Source organism: Burkholderia latens, from assembly GCF_902499045.1.
Classification (GTDB): Bacteria; Pseudomonadota; Gammaproteobacteria; order Burkholderiales; family Burkholderiaceae; genus Burkholderia; species Burkholderia latens.
On record NZ_CABVPL010000054.1, the window covers coordinates 1 to 21,629 of the forward strand.

25 protein-coding genes and 2 pseudogenes are annotated in these 21,629 nt (G+C 68.0%); 10 read left to right on the forward strand and 17 right to left on the reverse strand.

Annotated features, from left to right (window positions below; all coding sequences use genetic code 11):
- Positions 1 to 186: 186 nt before the first annotated feature.
- From BSE24067_RS27105 to BSE24067_RS27125, 6 genes and pseudogenes are all read left to right on the forward strand, one after another.
- Positions 187 to 768 (forward strand): annotated as a pseudogene (locus BSE24067_RS27105) (helix-turn-helix domain-containing protein); the annotation flags it as partial.
- A gap of 142 nt (positions 769 to 910) precedes the next feature.
- Positions 911 to 1,079: pseudogene (locus BSE24067_RS33150) on the forward strand (RidA family protein); the annotation flags it as partial.
- 287 nt (positions 1,080 to 1,366) lie between these two features.
- A complete protein-coding gene (locus BSE24067_RS27110) occupies positions 1,367 to 1,786 on the forward strand; it encodes an organic hydroperoxide resistance protein (RefSeq protein ID WP_151068034.1) in 420 nt (139 codons plus the stop codon).
- A gap of 66 nt (positions 1,787 to 1,852) precedes the next feature.
- Complete coding sequence (locus BSE24067_RS27115; protein ID WP_151068035.1) at positions 1,853 to 2,182, forward strand: DUF4148 domain-containing protein; 330 nt, start codon at positions 1,853 to 1,855, stop codon at positions 2,180 to 2,182.
- Positions 2,183 to 2,252: 70 nt separating this feature from the next.
- Positions 2,253 to 2,582 (forward strand): DUF4148 domain-containing protein, encoded by a 330-nt coding sequence (locus BSE24067_RS27120; RefSeq protein ID WP_151068032.1) that lies wholly within the window; start codon positions 2,253 to 2,255, stop codon positions 2,580 to 2,582.
- Positions 2,583 to 2,723: 141 nt separating this feature from the next.
- Positions 2,724 to 3,473 carry a GNAT family N-acetyltransferase gene (locus BSE24067_RS27125; RefSeq protein WP_151068030.1) on the forward strand — a complete coding sequence of 250 codons (750 nt, stop codon included), beginning with the start codon at positions 2,724 to 2,726 and terminating at the stop codon, positions 3,471 to 3,473.
- Between the two features lie 127 nt (positions 3,474 to 3,600).
- Here BSE24067_RS27125 and BSE24067_RS27130 read toward each other — a convergent pair whose 3' ends face one another.
- The 6 genes from BSE24067_RS27130 to BSE24067_RS27155 all read right to left on the reverse strand — a co-directional run bounded on the left by BSE24067_RS27130 (position 3,601) and on the right by BSE24067_RS27155 (position 8,276).
- Positions 3,601 to 4,056: a MarR family winged helix-turn-helix transcriptional regulator gene (locus BSE24067_RS27130; protein WP_151068028.1), complete on the reverse strand. Its 456-nt coding sequence runs from the start codon at positions 4,054 to 4,056 to the stop codon at positions 3,601 to 3,603.
- A 136-nt stretch (positions 4,057 to 4,192) separates the two neighbouring features.
- Positions 4,193 to 4,336: a hypothetical protein gene (locus BSE24067_RS27135; protein ID WP_170297552.1), complete on the reverse strand. Its 144-nt coding sequence runs from the start codon at positions 4,334 to 4,336 to the stop codon at positions 4,193 to 4,195.
- Positions 4,333 to 4,704: a GFA family protein gene (locus tag BSE24067_RS27140; RefSeq protein ID WP_151068025.1), complete on the reverse strand. Its 372-nt coding sequence runs from the start codon at positions 4,702 to 4,704 to the stop codon at positions 4,333 to 4,335. Before BSE24067_RS27140 ends, BSE24067_RS27135 begins: the two co-directional genes overlap by 4 nt.
- A gap of 138 nt (positions 4,705 to 4,842) precedes the next feature.
- Positions 4,843 to 5,943, reverse strand: coding sequence for an NAD(P)H-dependent flavin oxidoreductase (locus BSE24067_RS27145; protein WP_151068023.1), 1,101 nt, complete (start codon positions 5,941 to 5,943; stop codon positions 4,843 to 4,845).
- Between the two features lie 87 nt (positions 5,944 to 6,030).
- The gene (locus BSE24067_RS27150) at positions 6,031 to 7,233 is read right to left on the reverse strand and encodes a YbfB/YjiJ family MFS transporter (RefSeq protein ID WP_151068021.1); all 1,203 of its coding nucleotides are present in this window, start codon (positions 7,231 to 7,233) and stop codon (positions 6,031 to 6,033) included.
- 116 nt (positions 7,234 to 7,349) lie between these two features.
- The gene (locus tag BSE24067_RS27155; RefSeq protein WP_151068019.1) at positions 7,350 to 8,276 is read right to left on the reverse strand and encodes a LysR family transcriptional regulator; all 927 of its coding nucleotides are present in this window, start codon (positions 8,274 to 8,276) and stop codon (positions 7,350 to 7,352) included.
- 146 nt (positions 8,277 to 8,422) lie between these two features.
- On the opposite strand from BSE24067_RS27155, the gene BSE24067_RS27160 reads away from it, so the two are divergent.
- The 3 genes from BSE24067_RS27160 (at position 8,423) to BSE24067_RS27170 (ending at position 11,457) form a co-directional block, all read left to right on the forward strand.
- Complete coding sequence (locus BSE24067_RS27160) at positions 8,423 to 9,559, forward strand: hypothetical protein (RefSeq protein WP_151068017.1); 1,137 nt, start codon at positions 8,423 to 8,425, stop codon at positions 9,557 to 9,559.
- A gap of 252 nt (positions 9,560 to 9,811) precedes the next feature.
- Positions 9,812 to 10,003 carry a hypothetical protein gene (locus BSE24067_RS27165; RefSeq protein ID WP_151068015.1) on the forward strand — a complete coding sequence of 64 codons (192 nt, stop codon included), beginning with the start codon at positions 9,812 to 9,814 and terminating at the stop codon, positions 10,001 to 10,003.
- The gene (locus tag BSE24067_RS27170) at positions 10,000 to 11,457 is read left to right on the forward strand and encodes an MFS transporter (protein ID WP_151068013.1); all 1,458 of its coding nucleotides are present in this window, start codon (positions 10,000 to 10,002) and stop codon (positions 11,455 to 11,457) included. Before BSE24067_RS27165 ends, BSE24067_RS27170 begins: the two co-directional genes overlap by 4 nt.
- Before the next feature lie 101 nt (positions 11,458 to 11,558).
- Here the strand turns inward: BSE24067_RS27170 and BSE24067_RS27175 are convergent, their stop codons facing one another.
- The 6 genes from BSE24067_RS27175 to BSE24067_RS27200 form a co-directional block, all read right to left on the reverse strand.
- A complete protein-coding gene (locus BSE24067_RS27175; protein ID WP_151068011.1) occupies positions 11,559 to 12,452 on the reverse strand; it encodes a LysR family transcriptional regulator in 894 nt (297 codons plus the stop codon).
- A gap of 234 nt (positions 12,453 to 12,686) precedes the next feature.
- A complete protein-coding gene (locus BSE24067_RS27180; RefSeq protein ID WP_151068009.1) occupies positions 12,687 to 13,070 on the reverse strand; it encodes a VOC family protein in 384 nt (127 codons plus the stop codon).
- A 15-nt stretch (positions 13,071 to 13,085) separates the two neighbouring features.
- Positions 13,086 to 14,048, reverse strand: coding sequence for a hydroxymethylglutaryl-CoA lyase (locus BSE24067_RS27185; protein WP_151068007.1), 963 nt, complete (start codon positions 14,046 to 14,048; stop codon positions 13,086 to 13,088).
- A 21-nt stretch (positions 14,049 to 14,069) separates the two neighbouring features.
- Entirely contained in the window at positions 14,070 to 15,260 is a 1,191-nt protein-coding gene (locus tag BSE24067_RS27190; RefSeq protein WP_151068005.1) for a CaiB/BaiF CoA transferase family protein, read from the reverse strand.
- Between the two features lie 80 nt (positions 15,261 to 15,340).
- Positions 15,341 to 15,694 (reverse strand): hypothetical protein, encoded by a 354-nt coding sequence (locus BSE24067_RS27195; RefSeq protein ID WP_170297551.1) that lies wholly within the window; start codon positions 15,692 to 15,694, stop codon positions 15,341 to 15,343.
- Positions 15,695 to 15,924: 230 nt separating this feature from the next.
- Complete coding sequence (locus BSE24067_RS27200; RefSeq protein ID WP_151068001.1) at positions 15,925 to 16,137, reverse strand: hypothetical protein; 213 nt, start codon at positions 16,135 to 16,137, stop codon at positions 15,925 to 15,927.
- Positions 16,138 to 16,350: 213 nt separating this feature from the next.
- Between BSE24067_RS27200 and BSE24067_RS27205 the strand changes: the two genes are divergently transcribed.
- Positions 16,351 to 16,647 carry a DUF4148 domain-containing protein gene (locus BSE24067_RS27205; RefSeq protein WP_174904915.1) on the forward strand — a complete coding sequence of 99 codons (297 nt, stop codon included), beginning with the start codon at positions 16,351 to 16,353 and terminating at the stop codon, positions 16,645 to 16,647.
- 158 nt (positions 16,648 to 16,805) lie between these two features.
- Here the strand turns inward: BSE24067_RS27205 and BSE24067_RS27210 are convergent, their stop codons facing one another.
- From BSE24067_RS27210 to BSE24067_RS27230, 5 genes are all read right to left on the reverse strand, one after another.
- Positions 16,806 to 17,243 carry a hypothetical protein gene (locus BSE24067_RS27210; protein ID WP_151067905.1) on the reverse strand — a complete coding sequence of 146 codons (438 nt, stop codon included), beginning with the start codon at positions 17,241 to 17,243 and terminating at the stop codon, positions 16,806 to 16,808.
- A 154-nt stretch (positions 17,244 to 17,397) separates the two neighbouring features.
- On the reverse strand, positions 17,398 to 18,321 hold the full coding sequence (locus BSE24067_RS27215) for an ABC transporter permease (protein WP_151067903.1): 924 nt from the start codon (positions 18,319 to 18,321) through the stop codon (positions 17,398 to 17,400).
- A complete protein-coding gene (locus BSE24067_RS27220) occupies positions 18,321 to 19,193 on the reverse strand; it encodes an ABC transporter permease (RefSeq protein ID WP_151067902.1) in 873 nt (290 codons plus the stop codon). Before BSE24067_RS27220 ends, BSE24067_RS27215 begins: the two co-directional genes overlap by 1 nt.
- Positions 19,194 to 19,242: 49 nt before the next feature.
- Complete coding sequence (locus tag BSE24067_RS27225) at positions 19,243 to 20,322, reverse strand: ABC transporter ATP-binding protein (RefSeq protein WP_151067900.1); 1,080 nt, start codon at positions 20,320 to 20,322, stop codon at positions 19,243 to 19,245.
- A 49-nt stretch (positions 20,323 to 20,371) separates the two neighbouring features.
- Positions 20,372 to 21,538: an ABC transporter substrate-binding protein gene (locus tag BSE24067_RS27230; protein WP_151067898.1), complete on the reverse strand. Its 1,167-nt coding sequence runs from the start codon at positions 21,536 to 21,538 to the stop codon at positions 20,372 to 20,374.
- Positions 21,539 to 21,629: the final 91 nt, after the last annotated feature.

Below are 21,629 nucleotides of genomic sequence, written 5' to 3' on the forward strand. Positions count from 1 at the left end.
TAAAGGATGGAAAGACCGATGAAACATGCGACATCTGTATTTAGCTGGCGCTACGACGTCTGAATCCGGGTATGACAAATGATTGTAGTAGCTAGATTGAAATGTCCGCTTTTGGCTACATAGAAATGTCCGCTTTCGGGCCGCGTAAGCTGTTCGTCCGCCGGGTGTCCGGCGCCGGAGGCTGCGATGGCTGCAACGGAGCGGATCACGATGACGATGCGCGAGCTGGACAGGTTCAAGGTCATTCAGGACGTGGCCGACGGCAAGCTCAAGCCGTGGCGTGCAGCGGAACGGCTGGAGTTGACGACACGGCAGATTCGCCGGCTGGTCGCCCGGCTGCGGGAGCACGGCCCGGCGGGATTGGTGTCGGGACATCGGGCAAAGCCTGGCAACCGCCGTCTGGACCCAGGCGCCGCCGACCGGGCGCTGTCGATCATCCGCGATCGTTACGCCGATTTTGGGCCGACGCTGGCCTGCGAGAAGCTGTGGGAATGCCACGGCATCCGGCTGGCCAAGGAGACCGTCCGGAAGCTGATGACAGACGCTGGCTTGTGGATTCCGCGTCGGCAACGACCGCCGAAGATCTACCAGCCGCGAGCGCGCCGGGCCTGCCTCGGCGAATTGATCCAGATCGACGGCTGCGACCATCGGTGGTTCGAGGAACGGGCGCCGGCCCGCACGCTGCTGGTGTACGTCGACGACGCGACAAGCCTGTTGATGCATCTGGCGACCGAATCGGACTTCAGCAACCCCACTCCGCGCTATGTGCGAACGCAGGATCGGGCGCGTTTTCATAGCAACGAGTTTCGGTAAATAACAAAGCTATTGTGATAAGAAAAGTTATCCGGATGTCTCCAGTTCAAAGCGAAAATCGCTGCATAAAACCAGCGCGGCGTTCGAAGTGTTCCGTTCGTCCGACGACTTATACGGTCAACCGGCCGTAATCGACGCCGCATCCGGCTGTTCGCCGCGGGCTGGGCGACCGGGCCGGACACGTGCGCCCGGCCTTTTCCCAACGTCAGCTGCCGGCCGACGCGGCCGTGATCCTGATCGTGATCGCCGAAATCCGTCCGGCGTAACCGGATGGCCGTCGCCTATTGGAGCGCCGGCCACGACGCCGTCACGACGTGCGGCTACCCTGCCCGCGGCCGGCATTTCCGCTACACGCCATCTTTCGACGTGTGACGGATAGATCGAGCGTGCGCCTTGTCCGGCAAGGCTGAGCACGATCCAGATACATTGAAATACAAAATATCGCATGCGATTTAATCGAATACGCTTGACGAAAGAGTTCGCGTCGACCAAACTGCGTCGCATGCGATCGAATCGCATCTGATAGAAACCTTCCTACCTGACGGAGTGAACGATGAGCAAGATCGACAAAGTGCTGTACACGGGCAAGACGCATACGACTTCCGGCGGCCGCGACGGTGCGGCGCGCAGTTCGGATGGCCGCCTGGACATTCAACTGTCGTCGCCGGGCAGCGCCGGCACGGGCACGAATCCGGAGCAACTGTTCGCGGCCGGCTGGTCGGCCTGCTTCATCGGCGCGATGCAGCTTGCGGCGCGCGCGGCGAAGGTCACGCTGCCGGCCGATCTCGCGGTCGACGCCGAAGTGGACCTCGGCACGGGCGGCAACGCGTACTTCCTGCAGGCTCGCCTGAACGTGAGCGTGCCGGGCCTGGAGCGCGACGTCGCACAGCACATCGTCGACACCGCGCATCAGACCTGCCCGTATTCGAAGGCGACGCGCGGCAACATCGACGTCGAGATCCGCATCGTCTGAATGCCGTATCGGGCGGCCTGGCGCCGCCTTCCCGAATGTTGCGCCCCTTTTCTGTCGAGGTGAATGATGAAAACCCAACTGATCGCTGCCCTTCTCGTTGCCGTGTCTGCCGCTGTTGCCGCGCCGGCCTTTGCCGGCAGTGAAACCACCGTGACGCGTGCGCAGGTGCGTGCGGAACTCGTCCAACTGCAGCAAGCCGGCTACGTTCCGGGGCGTGCGAACGATCCGCACTATCCGGACGACCTGCAGGCCGCGCTCACGCGCATCCGCACGAACGACGCCGTCGCGGCCGATATGGCGACGTCCGGTTATGGCAACGACGCGGCAGCCTCCACGCAGTCGGGCCACCGTCCTGCCACGCGCATCGCCGAGCGCTCGATCTACTTCGGTCATTGAGCGCCGCGCCGACGCCGATTGACGGCGTGCGGTACGCAACCCTGAATGCTTTCCTTTCCATCTGAGGTGAATGATGAAGACCCAACTGATTGCAGCACTGCTCGTCGCCGTATCGGCGTCCGTTACCGCACCGGCCTTCGCCGCCGAAAGCACCGTGACGCGCGCACAGGTGCGCGCGGAGCTGGCCGCGCTCCAGCGGGCCGGCTATCTGCCGAATCGCCCGAACGACCCGAACTATCCGGACAACCTGCAGGCCGCGCTGAAGCGCGTTCGCGACGGCGGCACGGTAGTGGCCGATACCGAGGTATCCGGCTACGGCAGCAACGTCGACGGCGCAACGCAATCCGGCAGCCGCGCCGGGATCCGCATGGCCGAGCGCTCGATCTATTTCGGCCATTGAGCCCTGTCCCGGCGCCGCCGCTCCGGTCCGCCAAATAAAGCGCATGCGATTTAATCGCATGCGCTTTTTGTTTGCGTGCCACACGTATCGGCGATCGCGTCTATGCTGTGCGGCGGATGGTGTTCAGCCAAGGAGCAGGCAATGCGGGAAGCGACGACGGGGCCCGGGGACAGCGGATCGCATCCGCTCGACAACGCGATCTGGCATGCACTCGCCGGCGAACAGCATCGTTTCGCGCTCGGCAACGAACACGCGCGGCGGTTTCCTCCGGCGCTCGCGCCGTTTGCCGGCCTTGCAGACCGCAGCCCGGCCGCGTTCGACGCGTTGCGCGAACTGATCGGCGCACATGGGCCGGCGGCGCTGGTCACGCCGGACGAACTCCCGACGCCGCCGCGTTTGTCCGCGGTCTGGCGGGCGGTGCTGCACCAGATGATCTGGCAGGGAACGCTCGACGATGCGCAGGCACGCGCGTTCGAGCATGTGCGGCTCACGGAAGCGAACGTGCCGGAGATGCTCGAACTGATCGCAACGACGGAGCCGGGCCCGTTCGGCCCGCGCACGGTCGAGTTCGGCGGCTTTATCGGCGTACGCCGGCAAGGCCGGCTCGTGGCGATGGCCGGTCAGCGGCTGAGGGCCGGCGGCCATACCGAGATCAGCGCGGTGTGCGTCGATACCGCGTTTCGCGGTCAGGGGCTCGCGGCAGGACTCATCCGGGCGCTGATCGCGACGATCCGCGCGCGCGGGGAAACGCCGTTCCTGCACGTGCTCACGTCGAATCACGTCGCGATCGACCGCTATCGCGCACTCGGTTTCGTGTTGCGCCGCGACATGCATCTGCTGGCGCTGGGGCGCGAGGATGCCGGCGCTGGTCGGCCGCACGGCGGCCCGTGACGGGCGTGCCAAAGCCATGCGGCGGTGCTGTCGGCAACGAAGGCAAAAAACGGGAAGGGACTGAAGTCGCGGACACGACCTACGACGACCCCGTCGCCGCCCCGATATCGACGCTGCGCCTACTCGGCTACTCGTCGATCGAATCGAGCAGGTTGCCGCGCAGCGTGACGATCGCCTTCTGCATTTTCGCGAATTCGTCGGGCTTGAGCCCGGTGGCTTCGACGAGATTCATGTCGAGCCCCTTCTCGCGCACGCGGCGACCGCTTTTCGTCAGGCTCACGCGCACCTGGCGCTCGTCCGACGGATCGCGGTGCCGCTCCAGATAGCCCATCGCCTCGAGTTTCTTCAGGATCGGCGTCAGCGTGTTCGATTCGAGGAACAGCTTCTCGCCGAGCTGCCCGACCGTCTGGCTGCCCTCCTCCCACAGCGCAATGATCGTGATGTATTGCGTGTACGTGAGGCCGAGCTCCTCGAGGATCGGCTTGTATGCCTTGCCGAACGCGAGGTTCGTCGAGTAGATCGCAAAACACAGGAACTCGGACAGCTTCGGCGTGGCCGGCGATTGCGCTTCGGTCGGTTTCATCAGCATTCCTCCATCGACCCCGGATCGGCCGCAGATGAACGCATTATATATCGCGTGCGATCTTATCGGAAGCATGATTATCGTTTCCGATCAACACCATGGGCTGCACGTGACGCCGACTCCTCGTTATTCACGTTCAGCCGCGACGGTCGCCGTCCCGGCCGCGGCGCTCGCCATTGCGCTGCTGGCTGACCGACAGCAGCGAACATTGCACCGGGTGCGCGATTTCGGTCGCGAGGCCGCCGGCTGCGAACAGCAGGATCATCAGCCAGCGTTTCATGCGTCCTCCACGACGGAAAGGCTCGCGCCGTCGGCGACCGACGCATCGAGCGCGTATGGATCGACGCCATCGAGGCAGCCGAGATTGACGCGCCAGCACGCGGGATCCTTGCGCGTCTGATGAAACGGATAGATGCCGCACCGGCTGCAGAAATAGTGACGGGCCGTGTGCGTGTTGAAACGGTAGGTCGTCAGCGTGTCCTCGCCTGCGACGATCTTCAGGTCGGCGGCGGCGAACATCGGGCTCATCAGCGCGCCGCGACGGCGGCACATGCTGCAGTTGCAGCGGGTCGCCGGGGTGAGCGCGGTGCGCACCTCGAATTTGACGGCCCCGCAATGGCAGGACCCGGTGAACCATGTAGCAGACATGTCGTGCTCCTCGAGAGATCATGCCTGCTTTATAGCGGGTTCGGCCCGGCGCCACGTATCGCACTGTATCCGCGCGGTGCGCGGATAAGGAGCGTTGCAATTTTCGGGCCGGGCGATGCGCGCGGCGCCGGTCCGTAATCAGTCCAGCGCGCGCTGCAACCGCGCGATGGCCGCCCGCGTCTCGTGCTCGAGCGCCGCGACGAGTTCGGCCGCCGGCAGCGGCCGGACGAGCGGCGCCGCCTGCCCGGCCCATTGCGCGCCGTAGCCGAACTCCCCTTTCGCCTTCGCGGCCGCATGCAGCGCCTTGCCCGCGTCATACGCGATCGGATAGGCCGGCGTGGCCGGTGCGTGCGGATCGTCGCCGAGCGCGGTCAGCCGGTTAGCAAGACCGCGCGCGAGCCGGCCCGAGATCGCGGTCGTGAACGTGGTGCGGCGCGCTGCGTCGCCGAGGATCGCGCGGCGGTAGCCGTCGTCGATCGACGTTTCCGGACACGCGACGAACGCCGTGCCGAGCTGCGCGGCCTGCGCGCCGAGCGCGAGCGCCGCGGCGATGCCGTCGCCGTCCATGATCCCGCCGGTCGCGATCACCGGGAGCGGGAATTCGCGCACGAGCAGGCGCGTCAGCGCGAACGTGCCGAGCCGGTCGTCGTGTGCCGTCGAATCGAATACGCCGCGGTGGCCGCCTGCCTCGATGCCCTGCGCGACGATCGCGTCGACGCCGGCGGCGGCGATCTGCCGGGCTTCGTCGGGATGTGTCGCGGTCGCGAACAGCGTGATCCCGGCGCGCTTGAGCATCGCGATCGCATCGTCGGACGGCAACCCGAAATGAAAGCTGACGACGGCCGGCTTTTCGTCGATCAGCATCGCGAGCATCGCATCGTCTTCGACGAAGCTCGTGTAGATCTCCGACAGCGACGCGGGCGGCGTCGCGCCGTATTCGCGGAACGCGGGTGCGAGCCAGTCGAGCCACGCGCGCTCGACGGCGGCGTCCGCGCGCGCGGGCTGGTGGCAGAACACATTGATGTTGAACGGCCGGTCGGTGAGCGCGCGCGTGTCGCGGATCATCTTGCGCGCGCCGTCGGCGTTCGTCGCGCCGACGCCGAGCGAGCCGAGCCCGCCGGCGTTCGACACGGCGGCCGCCAGCGCGGGTGTGCTCACGCCGGCCATCGGCGCCTGGATGATCGGGGTGCGGATGCCGAGCGTGCGCAACAGCGTCCGGTTGTCGGTCGGTCGGTTCATGTCGTTGCCTCCTGCAACGTCCGGGATAGGGTCACCGCGGCCGGCCGGCCGCCGCAGCGGCTGCGGCCGGCACGCGCGCGGTCGTGCTCATTGTGCCGTCGCGGCGGCAGCGACGTCGACCGCGAGCGCGACCAGCAGCGCGGCGGCGCCAACCGCGAACAGCGTTTCGTAACGGCCGCCGCTCGATGCGAACAGATACGACAGGCCGTAGGCGGCGACCGCCTGCATGATCGCGAAGCTCGTCGTCGCGCTGCGCCAGGCACGTTTCGCGACCGACGGATGATGCGCGAGCAGCTCGTTCACACGGCCGAGCGCGAGCGGCACGATGCCGGGCGTGAACGCGCCGACCAGCACGCTCGATACGATCAGCGCGGCCGGTCCCATCCCAAGCAGCGGCAGCACGACCGCGACGGCCTCGATCGCGAACGCGATGCGCAGCGCGCGGCCGAAGCCCGCGCGATCGGCCAGATGTCCGCATGCAAGCGGCCCGACGATCGCGCCGAGGCCGTACAGCACCCAGAACTGCGCGCCCGCGTCGACGCCCTTGCCGAGTCCGCGTGCGACGTAGTCGACGAGAAAGATCATGTGCGGGACGAGCCCGACCGCGTTGAGCCCGTATTCGACGTACAGCGCGCGCAGGCCGCGGGTCGGCACATTGCGGATATGTTCGGCACGCGGCGCGACAGCCGCAGGCGACGCATCGTCGGCCGGCCAGCCGCGCCATGCGACGGCGGTCAGCAACAGCGACACCACCGCGAGGCCCAGCCACGTCACGGTGAGGCCCTGCCGCAGCAGAATCGGCACGATCGTGCCCGACGCCGCGATGCCGAGGCCGATCCCGGTGAAGATGCCGCCGCTCGCGAAACCGCGGCGCGCCGGCGGCACGTGCGCGAGGATCGCGGGCGCGGCGAGCACCATCAGCGCACCGCCCGACAGGCCGGACGCGAAGCGCCACACGAAGAACCACAGGAATGACACGGGCGCCGCGCACGCGACGAACGCGAGCGTCGCGAGCAGCATCATCGCGCGCAGCACGGCGGTCGCGCCGGTGCGGCGCGCGAGCCAGCCGGCGACGAGCGCGCCGGCCAGATAGCCGCCGAGGTTCGCCGCGCCGAGATAGGCGGCCGTCGACGCGGGAAACCAGTGCGCGCCGATGATCGCGGGCAGCAGCGGCGTGTACGCAAAACGCGCGAGGCCGATGCCGATCAGGCTCGCGCTGGCGCCGGACACCGTGCCGCGCCACACGTTGAACGCGGGCGCGTGCGGCCGGTCGAGAACCACTTGTTGCATGAGAACCTCCATTCGCTGCGCGGACGCACGTACGTCCGTCGATCGAACGAAGTCTAGATTGAACCGGAAGTCGGGAGAATCCACGCAATGCGGAAGTCATTCTTCCGCATTGCGATTCAATCCTGATCGGTGATGGCGGCCAGTCGCGCGAAGTGTTCGCGCAATCGCGGCGCGGCGAAATCGACGAACGTGCGCACCTTCGGCACCGACAGCCGGCCGTAAGGCGTGACGAGGTGGATCGGCAGCGGCGCATGCTCGCTGTCGCGCAGCACGATTTGCAGCGCGCCGTCGCGGATCTGCTCGGCGACGTGATACGAGAAGAGCCGCGTGACGCCGTGCCCGGCGAGCGCCGACGCCAGCGCGCCGCGGATCGTGTTGACGATGAGGCGCGGCGCGAACTGCACGACCTGCGGCAGCGCCGACTGCCCGGACGGCGGGAAGCTCCACGAATCGAGCCCGAAGTGCGTCATCGAGATGATCCGGTGCTGCGCGAGATCGGCCGGCGCGACGATCGGCGGATGGGCCGCGAGATAGCCGGGGGAAGCGACGACGACGCGCCGCACCGCGCCGACCGGAATCGCGACGAGCGTCGAATCGCTCAGGTGCGCGATGCGCAGCGCGACGTCGATCCCTTCGTCGACCAGGCTCACGGGACGGTCGAGCAGTTGCAGGCGAATCGACACGGCCGGATGGCGGTCGATGAATTCGTCGATCAGCGCGCGCAGCACGTCCTCGCCCGCGGCAACCGGTGCGGTGATCGTCAGCAGCCCGCGCGGCGCGGAGTGCTCGTCGGCGATCAGCATGTCGGCTTCCTCGAGATCCGCGAGGATGCGACGGCACGCGGCGGCGTAGCGCTCGCCGGCTTCGCTCAGGCGAATCGTGCGGGTGGTCCGGTACAGCAGCGCGGTGCCCGTATGTTCCTCGAGAAACGCGATCGCGCGGCTGACTGCCGCCGGCGAGCGGCCGAGACGGCGGCTCGCGCCCGCGAGACTGCCCTCGTCCAGCGTGGCGACGAACACCTTCATCGCATCGATTCGGTCCATGGCGTGTGAGTGGGCGCGAGTGGTCGTGTCATTGGGGCGGGAAACGCAGCGAGCAGTCTACCGTACGCGCACGCCGGTGCCTGACCGGCGGTGCCGCGGCGCTTCGTGAAATACTTCGGCCATGCGCCGTTACGGAGCCCCCTGCGATGACTGACAAGCCTGCCGACCCGCCGTTTCGTTGCGTCGTCGCGCGTCGCGCGCTGACATGCGTCGCCGCGTTGCTGATCGCCGCGCCGGCGAGCGCCGGTTCCGCAGACGATTTGCCGCGCGCGCCGCAACGCATCCTGTTCGTCGGCGACAGCCTCACGCATGGCCGTTACACGCCCGTGCGTTCGTACGGCGCGATGCGCGCCGGCAGCGGCGCGCGCGGCGACACCGCCCAGGTAGTTGACGAAAACTTCGGACAGACCGGCGCGCGCGCGGAACGCGAGCCGGGCCCGTGGGGCGGAATTCCGGGCATCTTCGCGCGCTTCGCCGTCGAAGCCGGGCTCGACTACGACGTTCATCTCGAAGCGATGTCGGCGACGAGTCTCGCGAAACATGCCCGCGTCGCGTCGGACGTGATCGACCGGCCCGTCTGGGACGCGGTCGTGCTGCAGGAACTGAGCGCAACGCCGCTGCCGTTCGCACTCACGCACAGCCGCGCCAGCGATCCGGCCGGTTTCTGTACGAGCGTCGCGAAGCTCGCGCGCGGCATTCGCGCCGCGGCGCCGCGAGCGCGCATCTACCTGTACGAGACCTGGCCGAGCGCCGATCGCGCGAAAGCGCTCGCCGGCGAGCCCGGCAGCGACGGTTTCCGCGTGCGCTACCTCGATCGCCTCGCCGACATCGCCGCCGCGTATCGCGATGCATTCGAACGCGCACGCCGGACCGATCCGTCGATCGTCGCCGTCGCGCCGGTCGGCCGTGCGTGGCAGCGGGCGTGGGCAGCCGGTGTCGCCGATCCCGATCCGTATGCGCCGTCCGGCGCGCCGCTGCTGTGGTACGGGATGCACGCGCACGGCGACCCGCCGATGACGCGGCCCGATTATCTGCATCCGAGCGTGTTCGGCGCTTACCTCAGCGCGCTCGTGCTGTTCCAGCAGATCGCGGGCGTCGATGTGCGCACGTTCGGCCCGCGCGAGCGGGCAGCCGCGCGGCTCGGCATCGCGCCGCAGATGGCCGAGCGATTGCAGGCCGTTGCGTCGGATACGGTCCGGCACGAGCGAGGTGCGGCCAACGGCGCCGATGCCGGCTCAGGCGCGGCGCCGCAGGCCGGACATTCCGGTCCTTGCGCGCAGTAACGACGGGCGCGCGATTCGTCACGTCGCCGAGCAGATGCAGGCAGACAACGCGCGTCGCGGCCCCGCTCGGCCACCGTGGGATGCCGGCCAGCCCGGCTGACCCCGACGACGCCACACGCCGTCTCCACCGCCGGTCGCGCGCGACGTCGCGCCCCATCGTTTTGCCCGCCGTGACGCTCCCGCATCGGCCGACGCGTCGTCCAACGCCCTTCCGGCGGGCATTCCACAGCCTTTCTGCTCGGGAAAGGAGGCTTGAAGCATCCGCAATTATCGCGGCGCGCGAATTCGCCGACCATGTTTCGCACGATCGGCGCCGCCCGCGCCTGCGGCCGCTTCGCGGACGTTGCGGGCGTCGCCGTCGCATCGCGCGACCGCGCCCGTGACGGCGGCCGCGAACGGCCGGGCATCGCGCCACGGCAATTCGATAATCTGGAGACACGATGAACAGCCAATCCCTCGATCTTGGCGGCGCGGCGGGCCGGCCCGCGTCCGCGCTACCGGCTTCCGCACGCCCCGAAGCCGAGCCGCCCACCGTTGCCGCCCGCGGCGTCACACTCGGCGAATTCATGGACGACCTGCCGGTCGGTGCACTGCACCGGTTCGTCGTCTGGGTGATCGGCATCGGGTTGTTCTTCGACATGTACGAGATCTTCCTCGTCAGCACGATCGGCTCCGCACTGCAGAACGAATACGGGCTGAGCCGGCAAAGCCCCGATTTCAAGCTGCTGCTCGCATCGGCCTTCATCGGGATGTTCGTCGGCGCGATGTGTCTCGGCAGCCTCGCCGACAGGATCGGCCGTCGCAAGGCGTTCCTGATGACGCTCGTGTGGTACAGCGCGTTCTCGCTGATCGGCGCGTTCTCCGTGAGCGCCGACATGCTGGTTGCGTGCCGGTTCCTGACGGGGATCGGCGTCGGCGCGATCTATCCGGTCGCCGACAGCTTCCTGTCCGAAATCCTGCCGAAGGACAAGCGCGGGCGGCTCGCCGCGTGGGACTACACGACTTCGTACGTCGCGGTGCCGCTGGTCGGCTTCCTGGCGCTGTGGCTGAATCCGCTGCATGTCGCGGGCGTGGCCGGCTGGCGCATCATTCTCGCGATCGGCAGCCTCGGCGCCGTGTACGTGCTGCTGGTCCAGCACCGGTTGCCGGAAAGCCCGCGCTGGCTGCTCGCGCAGGGCCGCACCGCGGACGCGCATGCGGCCGCGCAGCGCTTTGCGGACGGCGCCGGCGTGCGCGTGCCCGGGCAGTTCGCCGCGTCGGCCGAGCCGCAGCGGCCGTCGGGCTTCGGCGAACGCATCGCGCTGCTGCGCCGCCGGCCTTACGGCGCGCGCTACCTGATGCTGGTGGTGTTCCACCTGCTCCAGGGGTTCGGCTACTACGGCTTCGGCACGCTCGCGGGCACGGTCGTCAAGAGCCGCGGCTTCGACGTGACGGACAGCACGCTGTTCATCGCACTGTCGTTCATCGGCTATCCGATCGGCTCGCTGCTGTCGATTCCGCTGCTGAACTGGATCGAGCGCCGCACGCTCGTGATCGCGTCGATCCTGTCGATCGCCGCGTTCGGGCTGTGCTTCGCGTATTCGGGCAATACGGTGCTGATCGTGTGTTTCGGCTTTCTGACGACCTGCGCGTCGAACGTGTTCAGCAACGCGTATCACGTGTATCAGGCGGAAATTTTCCCGGCGCGCGTGCGCTCGACCGCGATCGGCAGCACGTACGCGCTGTCGCGCATCGTCAGCGGCGCGCTGCCGTTCGTGCTGCTGCCGGTGCTGGTCCAACACGGCGCGGGGGCGATGTTCGGCGTGATCTCGGTTGCGCTCGGCATCGTCGCCGTCACGCTGCGCGTGCTCGGGCCGCTGACCACGCGGCGCAGCCAGGACGACATCAATCCGGTATGACGCTTCGGTATGACGCATCGGCCGGCGCGCGGCTTGCGAGTGCGCGCGTCGTGCTCTGCGCGCGAGGAACGCATTCAGCGCATACAGCGCATTCAGCCCGTTCAGCGCGCCGACATGAAATCGAACAGCTTCGCGATGTCGGTGGTCAGCACTGCGCCGGCCTTCACGCCGACCCACAGCGTGCGCGTCGCCCACGCGTCGTCGAGCTTCACGACGCCGAGCCGGGCCGCGCGCTCGCCCGTCACCGCATCGCGCGGCAGCACACCGATCCCGAGCCCGGCCTCGATCATACGGCTCACGCCGTCGAAATTCGATACCTGGATGCGCAGCTTCAGCGAGCGCTCGGCCGCGAATGCGGCATCCGTCATTCGAACGAGCAGCGAGCTGCCGTCGCTCAGGCCGACGTAGTCTTCATCGAGCGTATCCGCGAAGCGGATGCTGTCGTGCGCGGCGAAGCGATGGCCGCGCGGTACGAGCAGCACGAGCTCGTCGCGCCGGTACAGCCGGCGTTCGATGCCGGGCGCGGGCACGTTGTCCGCGAACACGCCGAGATCGGCCTTGCCTGACGCGAGCGCATCGACGATCTCGTGGCTCAGCCGCTCCTCGAGACTGATCTTGATGCCCGGATTGTCGGTGAGGAACGCGGCGAGATCGGCCGGCAGGAACTGCACGATCGCGGACGTGTTCGTCCAGACGTGAATGTGGCCGCGCACGCCGGCGACGTAATCGCTCATCTCGTGCGCCATCCGGTTGACCTGCTCGATCACCTTCGCCGCATGGTCGAGCAGCGCGCGGCCCGCGGGCGTCAGCTCGACGCCGCGCGCGTGACGGACGAACAGCGCGCTGCCGGTCACGCTCTCGAGTTCGGCGATCCGCTTGCTGACCGCCGACAGCGTCAGCTGGCCGTGTTCGGCCGCCTTGGTCAGGCTGCCGTGCTCGGCGACGAGCGCGAACACGCGCAGCGATTGCAGATCGAAATGAAGCGGGTTCACCATGATGAAGGTCCTGGGGATGGCCATGCGCCGGGGATGGCCATGCGCCGGGGATGGCGATGGGGCGCGAGCGGACGGCGCCGGATCGGCCTGATGCCGATCATACGCGCGGCCGCTCGACTGGCGTACACGCGCAATACGATGCGCGACCGCGCAAAGTGGCGTGTTCAGCGCGGCGGCCGAGCACGCGAAGCGTGCACGACGGCCGCCGCGCCGCGCAATGCAACGCGACGCAACTCAGATCAGCTCGGCGATCTCGATCAGGTTGAGGTCGGGATCGCGCACGTACACCGAGCGGATCTTCTGCGTCGCGCCGGTGCGCTCGACCGGCCCCTCGACGATCGGCCAGCCAACGCGCTGCAGATGCGCGATCACGTCGCCGAGCGGCACAGAAGCGATGAAGCACAGATCGAGCGCGCCGGGCACCGGCACGTGCGCCTTCGGTTCGAACTCCGCGCCGCGCACATGCAGATTGATCTTCTGGTTGCCGAAGCGGAACGCGAGCCGGCCCGCGCCGAAGGTGTCGAGCTGCATCTGCAGCACTTCCGTATAGAAGTGCTTGGTCCGCTCCGGATCGACGCAGGTCAGCACGAGGTGGTCGAGATGGTCAATCAGCGCCATGCGATTCGCTCCTGTTCACGAGAAAGTGCGCTGCGCCGGCATGCCGCCGCCTTCGGCGCGCGGCGGCGGATGAAGGTCCGAGCGGCGCCCGGCCTTCAGGATCTGGCTCGGCACGTCGTGCCCGATCAGCGCAGGCAGCCGTGCGGCCGCGGCGAGCACGGCCGCAAGATCGATGCCCGTGTCGTAGCCGTCGAGCGCGAGCATGTGCACGAGCTCCTCGGTGCATGCGTTGCCCGTCGCGCCCGGCGCGTACGGACAGCCGCCGAGGCCGCCGAGCGAGGCGTCGAAGCGGTCGATGCCGGCGTCGAGCGCGGCGAGCGTGTTCGCGAGCGCCATCCCGCGCGTGTTGTGAAAGTGCAGCGTGAGCTGGAGCGTGCCGAAGCGCTCGCGCGCGCGTTCGGCGAGGTCGCGCACCTGCGACGGATACGCCATCCCGGTCGTGTCGCACAGTGTGAAGCCGTGCACGCCGAGATCCGCGAAGCGCTGCATCCACGCGAGCACGGTTTCCGCGTGCACGTCGCCTTCCATCGGACAGCCCAGCGCGGTCGACAGCGACACGTTGATCGCGACGCCGGTGCCGCGCACCGCGTCGATCACGTCGCGCAGCTGCGCGAACGACTGTTCGCGCGTCATCCGCAGGTTCGCGCGATTGTGGCTCTCGCTCATCGACATCACGAGGTTTGCTTCGTCGACGCCGCACGACAACGCGCGCTCGGCGCCGCGCACGTTCGGCACGAGCGCCGTATAGACGACGCCCGGCGCGCGCACGATCCCGTGCATCACGGCCTCCGCGTCGCGCAATGCGGGAATCGCCTTCGGCGACGTGAAGGACGTGACCTCGATCTTCGCGTAGCCGCACGCGCTCAGTGCGTCGACGAGCGCGATCTTGTCGTCGGTATCGACGAACGCCGCTTCATTCTGGAAACCGTCGCGCGTCGCGACTTCGTGGATGTGGATCCGCCTCGTCTGCTGTTTCATGTCGTCCCCTTCGTGCTCGCCTCAGATCACGCCGCGCGCGTGCCAGTCGGCGCGGGTGGCCGCGTCGATGCCGATCGATTCGAGCACCGCGCCGGTGTCGGCGCCGAGTGCCGGCGCCGGACGCTCGATGGCGCCCGGCGTCGCGCCGAGCTTCGGCACGATGCCCGGCACGAGCACGGGCGTGCCGTCGGGCAGCGCGGCATCGACGATCATGTCGCGCGCGCGGTAATGCGGGTCGGCCGCGATGTCCGCGACGTCGTAGATGCGCCCGGACGGAATGCGCGCGTCGTTCAGCGCGGCCAGCACGTCGTCGAGGTCGTGCCGCGCGCTCCATTCGCCGATCGCCGCATCGATGCGCGCGACCTGCGCGACACGCCCGTCGTTGTGCGCAAGCGCCGGGTCGTTGCCGAGATCGGGACGCCCGATCAACTCCATCAGGCGGCGGAAGATGCTGTCGCCGTTGCCGGCGATCAGCGCGTACTTCCCGTCGCGACAGCGGTACGCGTTGGTCGGCGCGATGCCTGGCAGGCTGCTGCCGGCCGGTTCGCGCACCGCGCCGAACGCCGAGTATTCGGGCAGCAGGCTTTCCATCATGTTGAAGACCGATTCGTACAGCGCGACGTCGACGACCTGCCCGTTGCCGCCCTGCTGCTCGCGATGCCGCAGCGCGAGCAGGATGCCGATCACGCCGTGCAGCGCAGACAGCGAATCGCCGAGCGACACGCCGACGCGCACCGGCGTGCGGCCCGGTTCGCCGGTCAGATGCCGCAGGCCGCCCATCGCCTCGGCGATCACGCCGAAGCCGGGCCGGTCGCGATACGGGCCGGTCTGGCCGAAACCCGACACGCGCAGCATCACGAGGCGCGGATTGATGCCGGACAGCACGTCCCAGCCGAGCCCCCAGCCCTCGAGCGTGCCGGGGCGAAAATTCTCGATCAGCACGTCGGTTTCGGCGACGAGGCGGCGCACGACGTCCTGCCCTTCGGGCGTGCGCAGGTCGAGTGCGACCGACCGCTTGTTGCGCGACTGCACGGCCCACCAGACCGACGTGCCGTCGTGCAGCAGCCGCCATTTGCGCAGCGGGTCGCCTACACCCGGCGGCTCGACCTTGATCACGTCCGCGCCGAACTCGGCGAGCATCCGGCCCGCGAACGGCCCGGCGATCAATTGGCCAAGCTCCAGTACGCGGATGCCGTCCAGCGGTCTCGTCATGACTGTCTCCGATGAATGAATCGTGGTGTCGATGACGGCGATCATGACGGCGTTCGCATCACGCGAAAATCGATCGATGCTCAACCAGCCTTTCCCGGACGGAAAGGCAACGCGTGCGCAACGATGATGAGAGGCGGCGGGAATGCCGCGCCGCGGTATTCGCGATCGCGACGCCTTTCCGAGCGGGAAAGCGCGCTCGCGCGACGAGCAAACCGGCGGATGCGCGCGCCCGGCCGCATCGTTGCCGTTGGCGCCCGCCGGGCGCCCGTCGCCGAGCCCCGCGATGTTTTCTGCTCGTCGCCCGCGAAGAGGTCCGCGTCGCCGATGCGCGCGGCCACTTCGTGCGCCCCCGTCCGTTCGAAGGTGCGGACCGCGTGCGGAAACGAGCCATTCGGCACGGGCTGCGCCGACAACGTCGCACGGTCGAGAAACACGATCGGGAAGACGTGAGCGGGCGGCGGCACGCGGGCCCGCAACGCGTCCAGGCATGACGGCGCGCCGACGCGACAACACGCTGCGGGCAAGACGCCACAGCGGAATGGAAGAACAGGAGGAAACGGTATTCGGGCGATGCGCAACCGTAACCGGTGCGCGCCCCGCGCGGGCGGCCGTCGGCCGCCCACGGGTGGGAATCAGCGGTGAGTGATCGGCGCGCCGGCAGGACTCAGTAAGCGGACATCTCGACGCAAGGATCGACCTTGGACGGCGAACAGATGGCCGAGTACTTGGCGCTTTCGCGCATCAGCGCTTCGCCTTCGTGCAGTGCGATCTTGATTTCCGGGTGACGCTCGTACGCGAGGAACGCGGAGCACACGACGGCAGACATCACGACCAGGGAAAACACAAATTTTTCAAGGGATTGGAAACGTTCGGGCATGATTCGACCTTTCTTCTACCCGCGCATTATATCTCGATTAAGGGTTTTCCCTATATTCGAGCCAACATACCGAAGATTGCGTCGATCGCCAGCCGGGCGATGTTTGCGCCCTTTTTTGCGTTAATCCGCGCTTAAGCGCCGATCGAACAAGATGGCTTCATCGTTTGCGGCGCACGCCGTGCCGGTGGTCTGGGCCCGTTCGGCGGTTCGAACATGAAACCTGCCCTTTTCGTCGTCGTTCTCGCCGGCGCGCCGTCGGCGCCTGTCGTGTCGTTCGCGCAGTCGAACGCGGCCCCGTCCACGCGTGCCGAAGTCGTCGCGCAACTGGGTCAGCTCGAACGGGCCGGCTACCAGCCGTTGAAGAATCGGTATCCGGACGATATCCGCGCCGCCGAAGCGCGGCTCGAGCGCGCGTCGGGCATCGGCGCGGATGCCGGCGCAGCAAGCGCGTCCGGGCGCCCGGCGGCCGCCGCGCCGGGCGGCGGCACGGCCGCCACACGCGGTCGCTGACTGGCGCGGGATCCGCGCAGTCGCGCTACCCGGGCGGCGGTGCGGGCGGCAATCGTCATCGAAAACGTGCGCTCAACGGAACGCGCGTGATCGCGCATACGTATCGTGCCGTAGCGCGTTTCGCAAAAGAAAGGACGACGCAGCCCGTCGTCGGCGCGTCACTGAGGCGCCGACGCGCTCTTTGCCGCATTCCCCGGCCACGCGTTGCCGATCTTGTCGATCAGCGACTTGGCCGCGCCGGTCGCGATGGCGGCGTCGACGCCCGACGTCTGCCACGAGCCGTCGGCCGCCTGCACGAACGTGAGGTTCGCGCGCGACGGCGCGTAGTCGGTATTGCGCCACGTGACCACGACGTCGCACGTGTACGTGCGTTCGCGGGTCTTCCTGCAGTCGCCGTCGGGTTTCGCCGAGATCACGTCGGCCGACACGGGCAGCGGCTGGCCGAACAGCGCGTTCAGGCCGCCGTGGTTTTCCGCGTCGAGCGCGCGGCGCACCGCGGCATCGACGTCGCTCGATCCGGGCCCGTCGTGGATCAGGTTACAGGCGGCGAGCAGCGTGGCGGCACAGCCGAGCGTCAGCAGCGTTTGAAGCTTCATGGAATCCGTGAATCGGTGAACGTCGGGCGGCATGCGGCGACGCCTGTGAACGCATCGCCGAGCCGGTACGCCGCGTAGTCTGCAACGTCCACGCGCCGTTCGCGGTATCCATTTGTAACCAATTGCACCCCGGCGCGGGCGCGCCGGGTAGCGCCTACTGCCGCTCCTGCTTCACGCGGCTGACGAGCTGCGTCGGGCTCACGAACTGCAGCGCGATCACGACCCACACGAGCGTGATGGCCATGTAGATCATCGCCATCGCATCGATCGATTGCGGTGCGCGCACGCCGGTCGAGAACACCGCGTAATACAGCGCGACGACGAGCGTCTGCGTGCTCGGGCCCGCAGTGAAGAAGGTCAGCTCGAACATCCCGATCGTACGCACGAGCACGAGCAGCCCCGCCGCGAGCATGCCGGGCACCAGCAGCGGCAGCAGCACGTAGCGGAAATAGCGCCACGTGTTCGCGCCGAAAATCCGCGCGGCGGCTTCGAGATTCGGATCGATCTGCTCGATGAACGGCGTCATCACGAGGATCACGAACGGCAGCGCCGGCACGAGGTTCGCGAGAATCACGCCCGGCAGCGTGCCCGCGAGCCCGACCTTGTACATCACGGTCGCCATCGGAATCCCGTACGTGACGGGCGGCACCATCAGCGGCAGCAGGAACACCAGCAGCGCCAAGCGCTTGCCGCGGAACTGCACGCGCGCAAGCGCATACGCGGCCGGCACGCCGAGCGCGACCGACAGCAGCACGACGGCGCCGACCACCTCGACCGTCACCCACAGTACGCTCGCGAGCTGGAAGTCTTCCCACGCTTTCGCATACCAGTGCAGCGTGAAGCCCTGCGGCAGCGGTGTGCCGAACCAGCGCGTCGCGATCGAGTTCACCGCGACGGTGGCGATCAGCAGCATCACATTCAGCAGGAAGAACGCCATCAGCCCCCACACGAGCGCCTTCCACGCACGGTCGGCGAGATTGCCGCGCATCTTCCGCGGCTTCATCGCGTTGACGGGCTGCACGCCGGGCGGGCTGTGCTTCGGCGGCCATGCCGGCGCCGCATGATTGTCGGTCGCCATCAGCCCTTGCCTCCCGTGACCGGACCGGTATAGAAGAAGCGGCGCGCGCCGAGCATCGACGCGACCACCAGCAGCTGCACGAAGCCCATCACGATCGCGATCGCCGACGCGAGCGAATAGTCGTAACTCTCGAACGCGGCTTCGGCGGCCGCGATCGAGATCACGCGCGTCGGCCCGGCCGGCGCGCCGAGCAGTACGGCGGACGGAAACACCGAGAACGCCTGCACGAACGACAGGCACGCGGCCATCGTGAGCCCCGGCACGAGCAGCGGCAGGTAGATCTGCCGGAACTGCTGCCACGGATTCGCGCCGAGCGTCGCCGCGGCGCGAGCGAGCGTCGGGTCGATGCCGCTGATGTACGACAGCATCAGCAGGAATGCGAACGGAAAGCCCGACACGATCAGCGACAGCAGCACGCCCCAGTAGTTGTGCGTGAGGCGCACTTCGTCCGTGTACAGATGCAGCCCCTGCAGCGCCTGCGGAAACCAGCCGTTCGGGCCGAAATACGTGAGCATCCCGTCGGCGACGAGCACCGTGCCGAGCGTGACCGGAATCACGAGCAGCGTCGTGACGAATTTCTGGTACGGCGAATTTCGGCGCAACGCGAACGCGACGGGCACCGAGATCCCGACGTTGATCAGCGTCGCCGGCACCGCGAGCTTCAGCGTGACGACCACGGTCGGCCACATCGCGGTGTCGGTGAAGAACTGCACGTAGTTCGCGAGCGCGCCGCCGCCGTTCATCGGCTGGAACGACAGCACGAGGCCGTACGCGAACGGATAGATGAACAGCGCGACGATGAACGCGAGCGCGGGCGTGACGAGCCACGCCTTCGCGTCGCGCGGCGCGCCGCCGGTTGCGAGCGTGCTCATGCGGCCTCCGAACCGGACGCCGCCGCGCGTGCCGGGTTGCGCGGGCCGTTCATCGCGCGTCTCCCGCATAGACCAGCGTGCGCGCCGGCGCCACGCGCAGCTGCAACGCGTCGCCTTCCGCGAATTCGCCGGCCACGCGCGCCCAGATCGCGCCGAACGGCGTGATCGCGCGGATCAGCGAGTCGCGGCCGCCGTATTCGACCGTCTCGATGGTCGCGTCGAACGCATTGTCGGCGCCGGGTTCCGCGCGCTCGATATCGTCGGGGCGCAGCGCGACCAGCACGTCCTTGCCGTCGAAGCCGGCCATCGGCACGCCGGTGATGCGCACCCCGGCCGCGCCGACGTGCACGTAGTCGCCGGCCATTCCTTCGAGCGTGAACGGCAGCACGTTGCGATAGCCCATGAAGCGCGCGACGTGCAGGTTGTGCGGGCGCGTGTACACGTCCTTCGGCGACGCGACCTGCTGCACGACGCCCTCCTTCATCACGACGATCCGGTCGGCCATCGACAGCGCCTCGTCCTGATCGTGCGTGACGTAGATCGTCGCGCGTTCGAGCTGCGTGTGGATGCGGCGGATCTCCGCGCGCATCTCGATGCGCAGCTTCGTGTCGAGGTTCGACAGCGGCTCGTCCATCAGCACCAGCGGCGGCTCGATCACGATCGCGCGCGCGATCGCGACGCGCTGCTGCTGACCGCCCGACAACTGCCCCGGCAGCTTGCTCTCGTGACCGACGAGCTGCACCAGTTCGAGCGCCTGCTGCGCGCGCCGCCGCGTTTCCTGTTTCGGCACGCCGCGCATCTTCAGCCCGAAGCCGACGTTGTCGAGCACCGACATGTGCGGAAACAGCGCGTAGTTCTGGAACACCATCCCGAAGCCGCGGCGCTCGGGCGGCAGCACGTCGATGCGCGTGTCGTCGAGCCAGATGCCGCCGCTCGTGAGCGGCTGCAGCCCGGCGATGCAGTTCAGCGCGGTCGACTTGCCGCAGCCCGACGGGCCGAGCAGCGCGATGAACTCGCCGCGCCGGATGTCGAGATCGAGCCCGTTCAGTGCGGCGACCTGCGCGCCTTCCGCGTTGGTGAAGCTGCGGCACACGCCGTCGAGCCGCAACCGTTCGAAACTGTGCTTCATTGCGCGAACTCCGTCGGCGCGGGCGCGCGAGCGCCCGGGGATTCATGCGTCATTTCGACTTCTGCGAACCGATCTCGCGGTCCCACTTCTGGAATGCGGCGACCATCGCCTGCGCGTTGAGCGGCTGCACGTGCGGACGATCCGCGAGCAGTTTCGCGTACTCGGCGCGGCCGAATTTCCTGATCACTTCCTGGCTGTGCGCGGGTGCCATCTCGAGCGTCACGCCCTTCACCGCCGGGCCCGGGTAGAAATAGCCGTCGTCGTAGGTCATCGCCTGCTGCGCCGGTTCGAGCAGGAAATTCATCAGCTTGAACAGCACGTCGAGCTTGTCCTTCGGCACGCCTTTCGGGATCACCATGTAGTGTGCGTCGTTGACCCACGTCATGTTGTCGAACGCCTGGATCCGGAAGTCGGCCGGCACGATGCCAAGCGCGCGCGGGTTCAGGTCCCAGCCGGTGACGGTCACGGTCATGTCGCGCGTGCCTTCGCCGAGCTCCTTCATCACCGCCGACGTGCCGCCGGGGTAGTACGGCACGCATTCGTTCAGCTGCTTCAGGAACGCCCAGGTCTTGTCCCAGCCGTTGATCGGGTCCTGCGGGTTCTTGTCGCCGAGCACGTACGGCAGCCCCATCAGGAACGTGCGGCCGGGGCCCGAGTTCGCCGGGCGCGCGTAGATCAGCTTGTTCGGATGCGCCTTGCACCACGCGAGCAGCTGGTCGGGCGTCTTCGGCGGATCGCTGACCTTCGCCGGGTTGTATTCGAGCAGCGGGCCGGCCGGCATGTACGTGACTTCGAGACCGAACCCCTGCGCGAGATCCTGCATCTTGCGCGGGCCCGGCGCGTACTTGTCGAGCACGCCGGGGAACGCGCCCGCGTTGTCCGGCAGCAGCTTCAGCCACAGGTTCTGTTCGATGCCGGCGGCCAGCGCATCGGTGCCGGTCAGCACGAGATCGATGTCCGAGCGTCCGGCCGCCTGCATCGCCTTGATCTTGCCCGGCAGTTGCGGCGCGGGCGCGTTCGTGAACGTGACGTTCGCGACGAGATTCGGGTTCTTTTCCTTGAACGCCTCGATGGCCTTCTGCGTGAGCTGCAGATTGCCCGCGACGTCGACGACGTTCAGCGACACCGGGGCCGCGACGGCGGCCGCGGCCGACACCGTCAGGCCCAGCGCCACGGCGATTGTGCGGACGCGGCGCGCGATCGTGGTTGTATTCATGTCTCCTCGCTTCGGTCGGTGGGTGGGACCTTTCTTTCGGGAAATCATGACGGCGTTATACGATGTCGGTCAACAAAAAACCGCGCCGTGC

What these genes read in the sequence shown, in the direction of transcription:
- BSE24067_RS27110 (WP_151068034.1), top strand. Translation starts at nt 1,367, where the DNA reads ATGAGCAAGATCGACAAAGTGCTGTACACGGGCAAGACGCATACGACT.
- BSE24067_RS27115 (WP_151068035.1), top strand. Translation starts at nt 1,853, where the DNA reads ATGAAAACCCAACTGATCGCTGCCCTTCTCGTTGCCGTGTCTGCCGCT.
- BSE24067_RS27120 (WP_151068032.1), top strand. Translation starts at nt 2,253, where the DNA reads ATGATGAAGACCCAACTGATTGCAGCACTGCTCGTCGCCGTATCGGCG.
- BSE24067_RS27125 (WP_151068030.1), top strand. Translation starts at nt 2,724, where the DNA reads ATGCGGGAAGCGACGACGGGGCCCGGGGACAGCGGATCGCATCCGCTC.
- BSE24067_RS27130 (WP_151068028.1), bottom strand. Translation starts at nt 4,056, where the DNA reads ATGAAACCGACCGAAGCGCAATCGCCGGCCACGCCGAAGCTGTCCGAG.
- BSE24067_RS27135 (WP_170297552.1), bottom strand. Translation starts at nt 4,336, where the DNA reads ATGAAACGCTGGCTGATGATCCTGCTGTTCGCAGCCGGCGGCCTCGCG.
- BSE24067_RS27140 (WP_151068025.1), bottom strand. Translation starts at nt 4,704, where the DNA reads ATGTCTGCTACATGGTTCACCGGGTCCTGCCATTGCGGGGCCGTCAAA.
- BSE24067_RS27145 (WP_151068023.1), bottom strand. Translation starts at nt 5,943, where the DNA reads ATGAACCGACCGACCGACAACCGGACGCTGTTGCGCACGCTCGGCATC.
- BSE24067_RS27150 (WP_151068021.1), bottom strand. Translation starts at nt 7,233, where the DNA reads ATGCAACAAGTGGTTCTCGACCGGCCGCACGCGCCCGCGTTCAACGTG.
- BSE24067_RS27155 (WP_151068019.1), bottom strand. Translation starts at nt 8,276, where the DNA reads ATGGACCGAATCGATGCGATGAAGGTGTTCGTCGCCACGCTGGACGAG.
- BSE24067_RS27160 (WP_151068017.1), top strand. Translation starts at nt 8,423, where the DNA reads ATGACTGACAAGCCTGCCGACCCGCCGTTTCGTTGCGTCGTCGCGCGT.
- BSE24067_RS27170 (WP_151068013.1), top strand. Translation starts at nt 10,000, where the DNA reads ATGAACAGCCAATCCCTCGATCTTGGCGGCGCGGCGGGCCGGCCCGCG.
- BSE24067_RS27175 (WP_151068011.1), bottom strand. Translation starts at nt 12,452, where the DNA reads ATGGTGAACCCGCTTCATTTCGATCTGCAATCGCTGCGCGTGTTCGCG.
- BSE24067_RS27180 (WP_151068009.1), bottom strand. Translation starts at nt 13,070, where the DNA reads ATGGCGCTGATTGACCATCTCGACCACCTCGTGCTGACCTGCGTCGAT.
- BSE24067_RS27185 (WP_151068007.1), bottom strand. Translation starts at nt 14,048, where the DNA reads ATGAAACAGCAGACGAGGCGGATCCACATCCACGAAGTCGCGACGCGC.
- BSE24067_RS27190 (WP_151068005.1), bottom strand. Translation starts at nt 15,260, where the DNA reads ATGACGAGACCGCTGGACGGCATCCGCGTACTGGAGCTTGGCCAATTG.
- BSE24067_RS27200 (WP_151068001.1), bottom strand. Translation starts at nt 16,137, where the DNA reads ATGCCCGAACGTTTCCAATCCCTTGAAAAATTTGTGTTTTCCCTGGTC.
- BSE24067_RS27205 (WP_174904915.1), top strand. Translation starts at nt 16,351, where the DNA reads ATGAAACCTGCCCTTTTCGTCGTCGTTCTCGCCGGCGCGCCGTCGGCG.
- BSE24067_RS27210 (WP_151067905.1), bottom strand. Translation starts at nt 17,243, where the DNA reads ATGAAGCTTCAAACGCTGCTGACGCTCGGCTGTGCCGCCACGCTGCTC.
- BSE24067_RS27215 (WP_151067903.1), bottom strand. Translation starts at nt 18,321, where the DNA reads ATGGCGACCGACAATCATGCGGCGCCGGCATGGCCGCCGAAGCACAGC.
- BSE24067_RS27220 (WP_151067902.1), bottom strand. Translation starts at nt 19,193, where the DNA reads ATGAGCACGCTCGCAACCGGCGGCGCGCCGCGCGACGCGAAGGCGTGG.
- BSE24067_RS27225 (WP_151067900.1), bottom strand. Translation starts at nt 20,322, where the DNA reads ATGAAGCACAGTTTCGAACGGTTGCGGCTCGACGGCGTGTGCCGCAGC.
- BSE24067_RS27230 (WP_151067898.1), bottom strand. Translation starts at nt 21,538, where the DNA reads ATGAATACAACCACGATCGCGCGCCGCGTCCGCACAATCGCCGTGGCG.